Source organism: Pseudoalteromonas sp. NBT06-2, assembly GCF_002276045.1.
Lineage (GTDB): Bacteria > Pseudomonadota > Gammaproteobacteria > Enterobacterales > Alteromonadaceae > Pseudoalteromonas.
The window spans coordinates 37,680-52,800 of the sequence record NZ_NQMR01000016.1; the positions used below are offsets into that span (position 1 = coordinate 37,680).

General features: G+C 34.4%; 9 protein-coding genes and 2 pseudogenes. 7 read left to right on the forward strand and 4 right to left on the reverse strand.

The window, feature by feature from the left end; translation table 11 throughout:
* Positions 1-90 precede the first annotated feature (90 nt).
* The 7 genes and pseudogenes from seqA to CJF42_RS05350 all read left to right on the forward strand — a co-directional run.
* Entirely contained in the window at positions 91-657 is a 567-nt protein-coding gene (seqA, locus tag CJF42_RS05325) for a replication initiation negative regulator SeqA (protein WP_095365685.1), read from the forward strand.
* An 18-nt stretch (positions 658-675) separates the two neighbouring features.
* On the forward strand, positions 676-2,316 hold the full coding sequence (gene pgm / locus CJF42_RS05330) for a phosphoglucomutase (alpha-D-glucose-1,6-bisphosphate-dependent) (protein WP_095365686.1): 1,641 nt from the start codon (positions 676-678) through the stop codon (positions 2,314-2,316).
* A 75-nt stretch (positions 2,317-2,391) separates the two neighbouring features.
* Complete coding sequence (gene astE / locus CJF42_RS05335) at positions 2,392-3,426, forward strand: succinylglutamate desuccinylase (RefSeq protein WP_095365687.1); 1,035 nt, start codon at positions 2,392-2,394, stop codon at positions 3,424-3,426.
* A 275-nt stretch (positions 3,427-3,701) separates the two neighbouring features.
* Positions 3,702-4,919, forward strand: coding sequence for a thiamine pyrophosphate-dependent dehydrogenase E1 component subunit alpha (locus CJF42_RS05340; protein WP_095365688.1), 1,218 nt, complete (start codon positions 3,702-3,704; stop codon positions 4,917-4,919).
* The gene (locus CJF42_RS05345; protein ID WP_095365689.1) at positions 4,919-5,896 is read left to right on the forward strand and encodes an alpha-ketoacid dehydrogenase subunit beta; all 978 of its coding nucleotides are present in this window, start codon (positions 4,919-4,921) and stop codon (positions 5,894-5,896) included. The genes CJF42_RS05340 and CJF42_RS05345 overlap by 1 nt, the downstream gene beginning before the upstream one ends.
* A 69-nt stretch (positions 5,897-5,965) precedes the next feature.
* Positions 5,966-6,229 (forward strand): annotated as a pseudogene (locus CJF42_RS29470) (biotin/lipoyl-containing protein); the annotation flags it as partial.
* A 66-nt stretch (positions 6,230-6,295) separates the two neighbouring features.
* Positions 6,296-7,564, forward strand: a pseudogene (locus CJF42_RS05350) (2-oxo acid dehydrogenase subunit E2); the annotation flags it as partial.
* Between the two features lie 108 nt (positions 7,565-7,672).
* On the opposite strand, the gene CJF42_RS05355 reads toward CJF42_RS05350, so the two are convergent.
* From CJF42_RS05355 to CJF42_RS05370, 4 genes are read right to left on the reverse strand one after another with little or no spacing between them, the layout of a single operon-like run.
* Positions 7,673-10,030 (reverse strand): alkaline phosphatase D family protein, encoded by a 2,358-nt coding sequence (locus tag CJF42_RS05355; protein WP_095365691.1) that lies wholly within the window; start codon positions 10,028-10,030, stop codon positions 7,673-7,675.
* Positions 10,031-10,082: 52 nt separating this feature from the next.
* Entirely contained in the window at positions 10,083-11,654 is a 1,572-nt protein-coding gene (locus CJF42_RS05360) for an FGGY-family carbohydrate kinase (protein WP_095365692.1), read from the reverse strand.
* Positions 11,647-13,263 (reverse strand): glycerol-3-phosphate dehydrogenase/oxidase, encoded by a 1,617-nt coding sequence (locus tag CJF42_RS05365; protein WP_095365693.1) that lies wholly within the window; start codon positions 13,261-13,263, stop codon positions 11,647-11,649. Before CJF42_RS05365 ends, CJF42_RS05360 begins: the two co-directional genes overlap by 8 nt.
* A complete protein-coding gene (locus CJF42_RS05370; RefSeq protein WP_095365694.1) occupies positions 13,256-14,845 on the reverse strand; it encodes an FAD-binding oxidoreductase in 1,590 nt (529 codons plus the stop codon). The genes CJF42_RS05365 and CJF42_RS05370 overlap by 8 nt, the downstream gene beginning before the upstream one ends.
* Positions 14,846-15,121 lie beyond the last annotated feature (276 nt).

Sequence of the window (15,121 nt, forward strand, 5' to 3'; positions counted from 1 at the left end):
TATTTGAAAATTGAAACCGTAGAGTATGGCGCTAAAAAAAGATATAATCATTTTGAAACGCTATCACAAAGCATTTAAGATAGGAAAATCATGAAAAAAATAGAAATAGATGACGAATTATATCACTATATAGCAAGTAATACTCAAAGTATTGGTGAAAACGCAACTCAGATTTTACGTCGTTTATTAAACTTGTCTCCAGTGTCAGCATCAAATAAAGAGCAGAATACTCGAATAAAAGAAGCAAAATTAGATGTAAAACCTGATGTCATAACAAAAATTGAAGACAACACAGAATCAAAAACAACTGATATTGGGCCCGCTGATGTATTTAATGTTTTAAATAAAGAAGAACTCGCAATGCAAAAAGGTGTTGTTGGCAGGTTCTTATTTATATTAAGTGCACTACATAGAACTCATAAAAATAGATTTTCAAAAGTACTAGAAGTAAAAGGCAAGCACAGAATTTATTTTGCTATGAGTAAAGAAGCATTGCTTGACTCAGGTAGTAGCATGAACCCAAAAAATATCCCTGAATCGGAATATTGGGTAATGACTAATTCAAATACAACCAGAAAAAAATTAATGCTTCATGAAGTTGCAATATTACTCGATTATAATGAAACACAAGCAGAAACACTTAGAGATTTTTTATAATTTAACGAAGGAATTTAAATGGCTATTCATGACAACGCAGGTAAGCGCGCTACTCAAAATGATTTGGTAAATATACCAAGATTAATGTCAGCTTATTATCTAAATGAGCCAGATATTGAACAATTTCCAGAGCAAAAAGTTGCATTTGGTACATCTGGTCATCGTGGTTGCTCATACAATACGCAGTTTAATGAATCTCATATTTTAGCAATCACGCAGGCAATTTGTGATTATCGTAAAAATAATAATATTTATGGTCCTTTGTTTCTTGGTAAAGATACGCATGCGTTATCCGAAGCGGCATTTAATTCTGCAATTGAAGTATTAGTAGCAAATGAAGTGCAAGTTATTACACAAGAAAATGGCAACTTTACACCAACACCAGTTATCAGCCATGCAATTGTTTGTCATAACGCTAAAAATCCCCACGAATTATCAGATGGTATCGTCGTAACGCCTTCACATAACCCACCACAAGATGGAGGTTTTAAATATAATCCACCTAATGGTGGTCCGGCTGATAAATCTGTGACAGATTGGATAGAACAAAGAGCAAATCAGTTATTAATTGAAGATCTAGTTGAAGTAGAACTCTATCCATTTGTGAAAGCGTCGCGCTCAGGTTTTACTAAATACATTGACATGATCAGCCCTTACGTTGAAGACTTAGGTAATATAATTGATTTTGAATCTATTGCTAAATCTGGAATAAATATAGGTGTTGACCCTTTGGGTGGATCAGGTATTCATTTTTGGCCGATAATAGCGAAGCATTACGGTCTAAATATTACGGTTGTAAATAATGTTGTTGATCCTGCTTTTGGATTTATGCCATTAGATAAAGACGGCAAAATCAGAATGGATTGTTCGTCGCCTTATGCAATGGCAAACCTTGTACAATTAAAAGATAAATTTGATATTAGCATAGGTAATGATCCTGACTATGATCGCCATGGAATAGTAACACCTGATGGTTTAATGAATCCGAACCACTTTTTAGCAGTTTCAATTGACTATTTATGTAATAACAGAGCCCAATGGCAAAAAAACCTTAAAATAGGCAAAACACTTGTATCAAGCGGCATGATAGATAAAATAGCGCAAAAAAATAATCGAGATGTTTATGAAGTTCCTGTTGGTTTTAAGTGGTTTGTCGATGGCTTAAGCAAAGGAGAGTTAGCCTTTGGCGGAGAAGAAAGTGCAGGGGCCGCATTCTTGCGCTTAGATGGTAAAGTATGGTGTACTGATAAAGATGGTTTTATAATGGGATTATTAGCTGCAGAGATGTTGGCTGTCACTTCAAAAACGCCTTCTGAATTATATAAAGAGTTAGAAAATAATTTTGGTTCACCACTTTATAAGCGTATTGATGCACCAGCATCAAGTGAACAAAAGTCAAAATTATCTAAGCTTGAAGCGTCAGATGTAACTGCGACAGAACTTGCAGGTGAGAAAATACTTGCTAAATTAACACATGCACTTGGGAATAACGCGGCTATAGGTGGTTTAAAAGTGGTAACTGAAAACGGTTGGTTTGCTGCAAGGCCATCTGGTACTGAAGACATATATAAAATTTATCTAGAATCCTTTAAAGGTGAGGAACATTTGTCCTTATTAGAATCAGAAGCAAAAAAAATAGTTAATTCAGTAATTAAGTAACTAAACAATAATTAAAAAAGGCGAATTTATTCGCCTTTTTTAATTTCAACAACACACAATGGGTTTATTAAATTAATGTATATTGAAGAACTAAAGACAACAGGTGATTTCTTATCAATAAGTCGTGAAAATGAATGGTCATTAGAACCAACTTCATTTTCATTATCAAATGGTACCTTAGTTGAAGTATTAAATACGGGTGTAATTCAATTCTCTCCTAGTTCATCAACTAACAAAGATATCATATTATCAAGCGCTGTACACGGTAATGAAACAGCTCCTATTGAAATATGTGATGAACTTATTAAAAAAATCATAAAACAAGAAATAAAACTAAAACAAAGAGTTTTGTTTATTTTTGGTAACCCTGCTTCTATTAATATAGGAAAGAGGTTTGTTGAAGAAAATCTAAATCGATTATTTAGTGGCGAGCACTCAAAAGGCGAAGGCTTAATTAATCAAGAGCGTAAACATGCTAAAAAACTAGAACAATATATAACACAGTTCTTCGAATCACAAGAAGCAGATCGTTATAGATGCCATTATGATCTTCATACAGCGATTAGAGGCTCTAAAAATGAAAAATTTGCTGTATATCCATATTTAAATGGTCAACCTTGGAAAAAGCATCAACTTAGATTTTTATTAGCTTGCGGTGTCAATACCGTATTAATGATGAAATCTGCCGCAACAACATTTAGTTATTTTTCATCAAACAAGTTTAGTGCTGACGCATTTACCATTGAATTAGGTCAGGTTCGTCCATTTGGTGAAAATAACATGGTAAGTTTTGCAAAGGTTAAAGCCACTCTAACGTCACTTATAACTCAAGATGAAGTAGATTACCCTGAATATAAAGCAGATGATTTTGAGTTATTCGAAGTACATCGTGCAATCAATAGAACACAAGAGACATTTTCATTTCCGTTTGATGATGATGTGGTTAATTTTACTGGTTTTTCAAAAGGCAGTTTGATGGCAACCGATGGAGAACGAACTTATATAGCAGAGGTAGAAGGAGAAGCTATTATTTTCCCAAATGCACAAGTTGCATTAGGTCAACGTGCACTACTTACCGTTGTGCCACTCAAATCAGACAATATCGTATAGATAACTTTCCACCTTTTTCTAATCCCACCTTATAAAACTAGGATATTCATCTAAACTTAGTTGAATATCCCTTTACGTTAACGTAAAGTTAAAACAGCTTTAATTTAAACTAAGCTAGTTTGATGAGAAAAATTTACTGATTTATGTTGATTAACGAATTTAAAATTCAAGTTATAGATTAATTTTAAATAAATAATGTGTATTATTAATTGGTAATGATAAAAACGAATCTAACAGTTCATCAATACTGCTTTAACAACAAGAGTTGAAAGGTTATGAGTAATCCAAATAACGTATCGCAGAATATTAGGCATGATCTTGAATTTATTGATGGTCACGCACTAAATATTCCGACACTGAAAGTACTACATGCAGATGGTGAAATTTATCCAGGTGCAGCTGAACCAGATATGGATCAAGATACTGCTTTGCATTTATATCGTACTATGCGATTTATTCGCGCCTTGGATGAGCGCATGCAGGCAGCACAACGACAAGGTCGTGTAAGTTTTTATATGCAATGTCTTGGGGAAGAAGCTTCAATCACAGCAAGTGCTGCAGCATTAGATAAAAATGATATGATAATGGCACAATATAGAGAACAAGCAGCATTGCGTTATAGAGGGTTTACTTTAGAGCAATTTATGAATCAAATGTTCTCAAATGAATTAGACCCTGCGAAAGGCCGTCAAATGCCAATTCATTACGGTTCCAAAGAACTAAATTACATGACAATCTCATCTCCGCTTGCTACTCAAATTCCTCAAGCGACAGGTTATGCTTATGGGCAAAAAGTAAAGCATGTTGATAAAGATACAAATACCTTATCAAGCCAAATAGACAATATAACCATGTGTTATTTTGGTGAAGGAGCAGCATCTGAAGGCGATTTTCATGCAGGTTTGAATATGGCTGCAGTGCTTAAAGCACCAGTAATATTCTTCGCTCGTAATAATGGGTACGCAATTTCTACTCCTGCTGATGAGCAATTTGCAGGTGATGGTATTGCTAGTCGTGGAGTGGGTTATGGTATTAAAACAATACGTGTAGATGGTACCGATGCACTGGCAGTTTATGCTGCAACAAAAAAAGCACGTGAAGTTTGTACTATGACAGGAGAGCCGATTCTTATTGAATCGATAGCTTATCGTGTGGGTGCCCATTCAACATCAGATGATCCTTCAGGATATCGTTCAAAACAAGAAGAGGCTGATAACAGTGAAACTTGTCCAGTTAAACGTTTTGAAGCTTGGTTGATTAAAAAGCAATGGTTAGACTTAGATGCTGAAAATAAGCTAAATGAACAAGTACGAGAAGAAATTCTAGACGCATTAAAAGTAGCTGAGAAAGTAGCGAAACCAGAATTAATAGATTTAATCACTGATGTATATGATACTCCAATTCCATCATTGATTAAGCAGTTTGAGCAATTAGAAACACATATCAAGAAACACCCACAAGCCTATCCAACAACATCAGGGAGATTGAAATAATGGCTAAAGTTAATATGTTAAAAGCGATTAACTCTGCTTTAGAAATCTCAATGAATGAAAATCCTATGGCATGTATTTTTGGTGAGGATGTTGGCGTTTTTGGTGGTGTTTTTAGGGCTACATCAGGTCTACAAGAACAGTTTGGTAAGCATAGAGTATTTAATACGCCATTAACAGAACAAGGCATACTTGGGTTTGCCAATGGTTTGGCCGCTTTTGGTGCGCCAACGATAGCTGAGATTCAATTCGCAGATTATATTTTTCCGGCATTCGATCAAATAGTAAATGAATCTGCAAAATTCAGATATCGAAGTGGTAATGAATTTGATGTTGGTAACTTAACAATACGTACTCCTTACGGTGGTGGCATTGCGGGTGGTTTATATCACTCACAATCACCAGAAGCATATTTTGCACATACCCCAGGCCTTAAAATTGTTGTTCCAAGAAATCCGTATGAAGCAAAAGGCTTATTAAGAGCTGCGATTAAAGATCAAAATCCAGTATTATTTTTTGAACCAAAACGTTTATATCGTGCATCAATTGGTGAAGTGCCAGAAGATGATTACATCATTCCATTAGGAAAAGCTCAGGTAGTGAAAGAGGGCTCTGATGTTACTTTATTAGCTTGGGGTGCGCAGATGGAGATAATTGAAAATGCAGCTAAACAAGCCGAAGAAGCAGGTATAAGCTGTGAAGTAATTGATTTACGTTCAATCATTCCTTGGGACGTTGAAACGATTGCTAAATCAGTGACTAAAACAGGCCGTTTAATTGTGAGCCATGAAGCGCCAATTACGAATGGTTTTGGTAGTGAAGTAGCTGCAACTATTGGTGAAGAGTGCTTTTTACATTTAGAATCTCCTATTATGCGAGTATGTGGTTTAGATACACCATATCCTCTAGCTTTAGAAAAAGAATATGTACCAGATGCTTTAAAAGTATTGGCTGCTATTAAACAATCAGTTTCATTTTAGGGGTTAAATTTAATGTTACAAGACTTTATAGTTGAAAGTACTAAATTGAATTCAAGAGGTAATTTTTAAATGTCACAAGATTTTATATTACCAGACATTGGCGAAGGCATTGTTGAATGTGAAGTTGTCGAATGGTTAGTTGCAGAAGGTGATACAGTAACTGAAGATCAACCTATCTGTGATGTGATGACAGATAAAGCATTAGTGCAAATACCTGCCGTACACAATGGTATGATAAGCAAATTATATTATGCTAAAGGTGATATCGCCCAAGTGCACGCTCCTTTATTTTCTATGAGTATAGCGGGAGACGCTACAACAGGTGAAATCATTGTTCCAGATAAAATACATGAAACCACATCTCAAACCCAAGAAAAAACACACTCTGGTGAACATCTTGATGATTTCATTTTACCTGATATTGGTGAAGGAATTGTCGAATGTGAAATCGTTGAGTGGTTAGTTGAGGAGGGGCAGGTTATTGTAGAAGATCAAGCTGTTTGTGATGTAATGACAGATAAAGCACTTGTTCAAATTCCAGCAAAATATTCAGGTACTGTTGCTAAATTATATTATCAAAAAGGTGATGTTGCTAAAGTACACAGTCCACTGTTTCAAATGAGTTTAGCAGGTAATTCCTGTTCAGTAGCCTCTGCAGAACCAACAGTCATTGCAGCTTCTAAATCGTTAGAACTTGAAGTAACAGAAAAAACTAACAAAAAACCTAATTCAAAACATGAACAAGTCTCTAATGCTGCTACTAATAAAGTGGTAAATGAAAAAGCGATAGCTTCTCCTGCTGTAAGACGTCGTGCAAGAGAGATGGATTTAGATATTAAATGCGTACCAGGATCTGGTAAGAACGGCCGTATTTATAAAGACGATTTAATACGTTTTTCGCAAATTAAAATAGAGCGAAACTCAGTAGTATCAACACCTCAGATTGAAAATATCATTACATCTGTCGATCACGTTGAACCAATTCGTGGTATCAAAGCTGTTATGGCTAAATTAATGACGGAATCAGTTACAACTATTCCACATTTTACTTTTTGTGATGAAATTGATTTAACAGAACTAATTAAACTTCGAAGTGGCATTAAAGAAGAATATAAAAATCAGGGCATTAAGGTCACTATGATGCCATTTTTTATTAAAGCATTATCGTTAGCTATTAAAGAATTCCCTGTACTTAATTCAAAAGTAAATGAAGATTGTACAGAGCTTAAATATTTTGGCGATCATAATATTGGCATGGCAGTAGATTCGAAAGTTGGTTTACTTGTTCCCAATATTAAACAGTGTCAAACTAAAAACATTGTTGATATAGCAAATGAAGTCACCCGTTTATCAGATTCAGCGAGAACAGGGCGTGTTTCGCCAGAAGATTTAAAAGGTGGTACTATCACTATTTCTAATATTGGTGCAATTGGCGGTACTATTGCGACTCCAATTATCAATAAACCTGAGGTTGCAATTGTAGCATTGGGTAAGTTACAAAACTTACCACGCTTTGATGATCAAGGTAATGTTGTTTCTTGTGCAATTATGCAAGTAAGTTGGTCTGGTGATCATCGTGTAATTGATGGTGGCACGATAGCGCGCTTTAATAACTTATGGAAAGATTACTTAGAAAATCCTTCTAGGATGATTATGGCAATGAGCTAACATTTATAAAATAAAAACCAGCAAATATGCTGGTTTTTTGTGTTTGCTAAGCAAGCCTGACAGACTGAAAGAAATCTGTATGAGTTGTCTTGATTATTGCCTGAAATCTTAACTTATTCTCTCAAGGGTATTATCTTTAATGGTAAACTTATGAACTTTAACCATATCAAGGTAGGCTGATTTATTATCATAGAAACTGACTTGGGCAGTATTTATTTCTTTGACTTTAGTATTAACATTATGAAAGTTAACATTCATTGTTTCTCCATTGATCTCAACAATTGCAACACCATGCTCCCACATTTTTGAAAAGATTAAAGAATCAGCAATATCATTTCTTTGCGTTGCAGTGGTTGCTAAGGTATCAAAAAATACTGGTAATTCTTTGACAACAGGAGATACATCGCCTAATTGTGATATTAACTGATTCATACCTTGTTCTAAAAATGTACCGAAGGTTGCGGATGATATTGATGAAGTTGTAAAGTTAAATGATTTTGTGCCTGTAATCAAATTTGGCTTATGCTCTGTCACATAACTACTATGTACATCTCCCCCAAGTGTTATAACAGAGTTAGCACTGAGTACATTTTCAATTAAATTTGCTTTAAATTGTGGGAAACCGTCCCATTGATCTGTCTCTAGGTAAAATCTTTGTTTAAAAGAAGAAGGTACAGCATCAGATGCAAGTGCAGCTTCTAACAATTCAAAACCTGAATTTGCTCGACTCTTAGATAAATCAAATATTAATGGAGAAAATGAGACAGAGCTCCCTAAAAGCTTCCATGTACTGTTTGATGTTGAAAATGTTGTTGCTAACCATGCTGTTTGTGTTTCATCAAAAGCAGATTGTACAGATGATCCTTGAAGTTGTGACTTATACTCTTTAAATCCAGCATATAAATCATAAGTATCTTTAATAACAAAATACCTGCTGCCTAAGTAATTAAATAATGATGTTTTACCCATAGTATAAAATGCGAGGCCTTGTTCAACTCCTTGCTCAGGTAATGCGGGAAGTTGTTGCAATGGGTGTTCTTCTGGTAAGTTTCTTTTGGCACCCGATAATACTTGGTTTAAATAACTCGTAGCTAGAGTGCCTTTAATAACATCAATTGCTCTTTGTTGTGCTTGTACCAAAGCATTTTCCTGAGACATTTCAATTTTTGCTAATAACGCCTGAGTATATAATCCGGTGAATATTTCAATAAAAGCTGATTTATATGGTATGAACATCACATCGTCAATATTGATATACGGTGACATTTTGCTTACAACACCATTAATCTTTTCTGATGCCATGCCAGTTACTTCTAGGAAACTAGACAGAGTAGTTTGGTCTAACTCTACAGTGCCAGGGAATGCATCTTCAGGAATAATATGGTCTGGTCGGTTTGTTCTAAAGTCTGTCATGGCGATATGACAATGTTTACCAAAATGGAAATCTCTATAAATTTTAGTATTTGGGAATAAGTGCATTTCTTCTATTTGTAATTCGCCAGAACTCAGGTCTTCTGAAATATGTGCTTGTTCATGGTCTATTGGCATATAATCAAAATAAGCAATCTCAGAATTACGTTTTCTTTGTGTTTGTTGTTCGATATCTGCTCCATCTAAATTGGTTGCATTATCAGCCCAACTATCATCAGAAAATTCATGATCATCCCATATTGCTATCATAGGAAATCTTTCATGTATTTTTTGTAATAATGTATCTGTACGATATGTTTTATATAATTGACGGTAATTGTCTAAACTATTTGCTGCTTGATATTTATTTTCGCCTACACCTAAATTTAAAACACCTTGTTGATCAATAAATTCAATTTTTCGCTCATGGTCTGTTGATTGAAATAAAGGGTCTCCTGTTGTTTCGTAGATGTAATCGCCAAGGTGTATTACAAAATCTAAATCGTCTTGTTCTAAAAGAGACAAATAATTATTATAATAACGGCCAATATAATCCTGACAAGATACATAAGCAAACTTAACACTTGCATCATTATCAATTGAAGGCGCAGTTTTGGTTCGACCTATATTACTGGAATATTTTTTGCCGTCAATTATGTAAATAAATCGATAAAAATAATATTTAGCTTCTTCTAGCTCTGTTACTCTTATTTTCAAACAGTGATCAGAAGATGGACTTGCAGTTAATGTTTGCTCAACAACTAATTGATTAAAGTTTTCATCTTGTGATACTTGAAGTGTTACATCTGTATCTTCATTAGATGCATTATCTATTCTAGTCCATAAGATAACAGAATTTGGTTTAGGATCACCTGATACAACTGATTGAGGAAAATACATGGTACCATCCAGAATACTAGGGTTTTCGGGTTTTACAATGATATCTGAGGTTCCTTGTTTATTACCTGAACCGCCACAACCTACAATATTACTCGTTACAATTGCACTTGCACTTACAACCATGGTTTTTATAAACTTACGTCTTGAAAATTCCATCCTGTTTACCTTATTATTATTTTATTACTTGTTTATTTGCTGAATTTTTAATTTATTGTGGATAGCCCGTTATTTTTTTGATTTGTGTATATATTGGTTTTAATTGTTTATACATTTTCAAGTATACCTTGCTATATAATTCATCGTAGAGGGCTACGTTTTCTTTTATGGGCTCAAATGTATCGATAATATGTGTCATTTGTTGTGTCGCTTGTTGATAATTATCATAATATCCACAACCAACAGCTGCATTCATTGCCGCACCTAATCCTGATGTTTCAAAAGTATGCGGTCTATGAGTTGGTAAATTGAATATATCTGCACTCAATTGCATTGCAGCATCAGATTGCGAGCCGCCACCTGAAATAATTAAACTGTTAATTTTTGTCCCTTGACGCTTTTCTAATGTATGTTTGCCCTCTCTTAATGCATATGCTAATCCTTCTAGAATAGAACGATATATATGAGCGCGGGTATGTACATCGCCAAAACCTAAAATAGCCCCTTTTGCTTCTAGATTTTTGATACCTGGTGACCAATATGGCTGCAATATGAGACCTAACGAACCCGGAGCGACTTGTTTAACTAGACCATCAAATAAGCTTTCAGGAGAAACGCCTAAACTTTTTGCTTTTTCGATTTCACTTTGGCCAAACTCTTTTTTGAACCAATTAACCATCCAGAAACCACGATAAATCATTATTTCACTATTGTAATGATTAGGAATTGCAGAAGGGTATGGTGGAATAAATGCTTGTGGTTCTACATATTTTTTATTATTTGTATTGATCGTTGCTGTTGTACCATAACTTAAACTTGCAGTTGAAGGTTCAAAGCAACCAGAGCCTAGTACTTCACATGCCTTATCAGATGCTGAAGCGATAAGTTTAGTGCCCGTTTGTATTCCTGTTAATTTTGCTGCTTCTTCAGTGATTAGCCCTAATATCTCACCCGGTTTAACAAGCTCTGGTAACATACTTGGTTTAATATCTAATGCGTGCCATTTCCAATCAATTTTTTTCGCCCAGTTTTGTTTTTTATAATCAAAGGGTAAATAGCCTACAATGGCCCCGGTTGAATCTTTGAATTCACCTATTAATTTATACGTTAGGTAACCTGACAATAATAAGAACTTATCTGTTTTATGCCAAATATCGGCCTCGTTTTGCCTGATCCAGTTGATTTGTGCCTTTTGTCTAAAATACTCAATAACTTTTGATTGACCTATGCATTTAAAAGTAGCAGACCAATACCAAGGCATTTTTTTATTTATTTTTGCTAGACGTTGATCTAACCATAAAATACAGGGTCTAAGAGGTTTATAGTTTTTGTCTAAGTTAATAACTGAACCACGTTGCGTGGTTAGCGATACAGCTGTAATTTTACTCTGGTATTCATTATTTATAACATTAGATTGTTGCCACAACTGTTGACAGCAAAGCTTTAAGTTTATCCAAAAGGATTCAACATTTTGCTCCGCCCACCCCGGATTTTCAGAAAAATATGGCTCAAACTCTACTTTACTCTTAGCTAAAAGATTACCCTTTAAATCGAATATTAAAGCCCTAATACTTTGTGTGCCGTTATCAATAGTGAGGATCAGGCTTTGATCATACTTATTCATTAAGCTTTCCCTCATATTTCTTAGTTAAGTGTTTAAAACTATAGTGAGTATTCCAAATATTCAGATATCGATTAAGTTCATCATGCCATTTACTTTCATCCCAATTTAAATATTTAATACACCATGGTTTTATTTTATCTAGTTGTTCAATTGCTCCATTAGGTAATACATTTCCAATTCGAGTACGCCTTAATAGCAAATCATCTAAATGCATTACTTGTTCATGTTTTATTGACCAAATAATTTCTGACCATAATGTAAGGCTGTAGGATATTGGCTTCATATCTGATTGATTAGATTCAATAAGGAGTTGATTGGTTAACTGACCATAGTTACCGGCTAAGCGATTTATTATGTGTTTAGATAAGTTATTTTTATTTATTCGGAAATTTTCATCAAAAGCAGTGAACATGTATGTATCAACATCTTTATTTAATAATTTACAGGCAATTTCTAAAACATGTTTCGCAATGACTCTGAAAGTAGTTAACTTTCCACCAGCGATATTTATCAGGCCATATTCATGCCAAATACTATGATCTCTTTTTTCTTTTGAAGGGGTAATTACGCCTCCTTTAGTGACAACTGGTCTAACGCCAGAAAATGTAGAAATTAAATCTAGTTCTGTAAGTTTTATATTTTCAAACTGGTGTTTTACACATTGAAGTAAATAATCAAATTCATCTTGGCTGATATTTGGTTCAATATTTAAGTCTTTGTGATGTTCAACATCTGTAGTTCCAATAACGGTTGCGTTTTGCCAAGGATATATTTGAACAGGACGTTTATCTTTAGGGTGCCTCACTGAAATTGCACTGGCAACGGGTAAGCTCAAGTTTGAAACAATCAAATGACTGCCTCTTAATGCTCTTAACTTAACTTTTTGATTATATTTGTTAAATTGGTTTGCAAGTGCACCTGTCGCATTGATCACAACTTTACTATTAATGGTTATAGGTTCTGCTTGATCGTTTACTTGAACAATTACACTTTTAATGTTTTGGCGGTTATAATTTAACTTGATCACTTTAGTATAGTTAATTGCTAAAATATCATTATTATTGGTTTGCGCCTCTTGCAATAACCTTAAAACGAGTCTGCAATCGTCAGTCATAGCATCAACAAATTGGCTTCCTCCTTTGGAGTGAATTGACTTAACTTTAGGTGCAAAATAAAAATAATCTTGTTTTGGGTGATAGCTATGTTGCTTTATACCCGCGATATAGTCATAAACAGATAACAAACCGTTAAATATCCAAGGTTGTGGAAATTCTTTATGATAGTGGCTCATTAAAAAGCTTTGATTAAAAACTAAACCATTAGAGTGCTCTACTAAATGTTGGCGCTCTCTAACTGATTCTATGGTTAACTTTATTTGACCATCCGCAATATAGCGCAATCCTCCGTGAACCATTTTTGAAGAGCGACTTGAACTACCCCAAGAGAAATCATTTTGCTCAAGTAATAGTGCTTTTAACCCTAACTGACTTGCTAATTTAAGAATACCAGCGCCAGTGATGCCGCCCCCTATAATGACAATATCCCAATCAGTTTGTTCTTGCATTATTGATAAGCGCTGCGAGCGATTTAAGTTAAAACTATCAGTCATGGAGCAAAGTTCCAGGATTAAGTTGTTTTTCTGGGTCAAAATGTTCAGATAATGTCTCTATGACCTTTATTCCTAAAGACCCTTTTTCAACTTCTAAATAAGGAGCGTGATCTTTACCTACACCATGCTGATGGCTGATAGTCCCGTTATTGTTTACGATTATATTACTTGTACTGTGTTTTAGTTTTTGCCAAGTTTGAAATGTTTCGTCAAACGATTTGTCATTAGCAAACACATACGTGGTATACAAACTGCAACCTTGTCCATAAACATGGGATAGATGTGTAAAAATATGTATTTTTTTATCTTTCAAAGTATTTGCTAAATTGCCTTCTACTTTATCTAGTAAATTATCAACATTTTGCCAATCAGTTGCTGTTTCTAAAGTATCAACAACAAATCCTTGCTGCCATAAAGCATCTCTTAAATAAGGAAATTTAAAACGATTTTGAGCCCACCTTTTTCCTAAAAGAGTGCCCGTAGAAATTCCTTTATATTTTTTTATGAGTAAATTTATTTGTGATTGCGATGCTTTAACCTGTTTATTGCTTCCAGTAATACCAAATGTCAGCATACATTTATTATCTCTACAGTGTCTAAGAGATAAATACTTTTCAAGATATGAAATGGCTTTTTGATGTCCTGCTAATTTTAGTTGAGTCTTAGTTTCTGTTGCATTGCTTACTCTTAACATAGATAAAGCTATTTTATCTTGAACTGCTTGTTTACAAAATTCAGTCGCTAATTGCCAGTTAGGGAAAAACAAAACTGTAAACTTTTCTTTTTCAGGTAATTTAGTGACCCTTACCTTTACCTCACTTATTATGCCAAAACGACCTTCACTGCCTAATATGATCTCTCTTAAATCAGGTCCAGCTGATGAAGCAGGAAAAGTAGGAATATCTAGTGTGCCATTGAATGTTTCGATACTGCCACCTGCAAACATTTGTTCAATACGACCATAACGTAAAGATTGTTGACCGCTGGAACGACTTGCTACCCAGCCTCCTATCGTTGATAGTTCAAATGATTGCGGAAAATGACCTAAAGTGTATCCTTTAGCACGTAATTGCGCTTCTACCATAGGCCCTGATGTACCAGCACCAAATGTTGCTATATTACTATTGATATCAAGATCTAACATTTTATTCATTCGTGACATATCTACCGTGATCACGGGACGTACTGAAGATGCAACATTAATATGTCCAGCAACGCTTGTCCCACCACCGTATGGGATCAAATCTAAATGATGTAATTTAGCTAAAGCCAAAATATCTTGGACTTCTTGATTATTAGTTGGATAACACACGCCATCAGGAAAGTACTTAATATTACCGCTACGAGTAGACAAATAGTCTGATAATGATTGGCCTGTTGCGTGACGGACTCTTTCTTCTAAATCAATATTGATTAGTTTATGATGAGGAGCTCTTGATTTTGGTACTTTTGCTATTACATCTTCAAGTTTTGCATCTACTAGTTTTTGGCCCGAACCTAATATATTTTGTAAAAACATACCTGCTGACTCAGGTAAATCCATATAATTACTTTCATCACCCCAACCATTCCAACGTCTCATTTGATTAACCACTTTAATAATAATGAAATTAGATTAATTGGATTGAGTCTTTAATAGTATGTCTTTAAAAGACATATATAGGGTCAAAAAAGGACATATAGATAAAAGTATGTTCTTTTCATCATGTGCTATTTAAATATATACCCATGTATTCATTTTTATATAACTATATCGTGTTTAAAAATAAGTGCTTTAAGTGAATTTTTGTTATACTGCCTTCCAAATTTATACTTAGTTAATTTAGGTATATAAAATTAGTATTTTTATTAAGGAATC

Excerpts from the sequence above, each read along its gene's own strand:
- CJF42_RS05355 (WP_095365691.1), bottom strand. The coding sequence starts at position 10,030 with ATGGAATTTTCAAGACGTAAGTTTATAAAAACCATGGTTGTAAGTGCA.
- CJF42_RS05360 (WP_095365692.1), bottom strand. The coding sequence starts at position 11,654 with ATGAATAAGTATGATCAAAGCCTGATCCTCACTATTGATAACGGCACA.
- CJF42_RS05365 (WP_095365693.1), bottom strand. The coding sequence starts at position 13,263 with ATGACTGATAGTTTTAACTTAAATCGCTCGCAGCGCTTATCAATAATG.
- CJF42_RS05340 (WP_095365688.1), top strand. The coding sequence starts at position 3,702 with ATGAGTAATCCAAATAACGTATCGCAGAATATTAGGCATGATCTTGAA.
- CJF42_RS05370 (WP_095365694.1), bottom strand. The coding sequence starts at position 14,845 with ATGAGACGTTGGAATGGTTGGGGTGATGAAAGTAATTATATGGATTTA.
- pgm (WP_095365686.1), top strand. The coding sequence starts at position 676 with ATGGCTATTCATGACAACGCAGGTAAGCGCGCTACTCAAAATGATTTG.
- astE (WP_095365687.1), top strand. The coding sequence starts at position 2,392 with ATGTATATTGAAGAACTAAAGACAACAGGTGATTTCTTATCAATAAGT.
- CJF42_RS05345 (WP_095365689.1), top strand. The coding sequence starts at position 4,919 with ATGGCTAAAGTTAATATGTTAAAAGCGATTAACTCTGCTTTAGAAATC.
- seqA (WP_095365685.1), top strand. The coding sequence starts at position 91 with ATGAAAAAAATAGAAATAGATGACGAATTATATCACTATATAGCAAGT.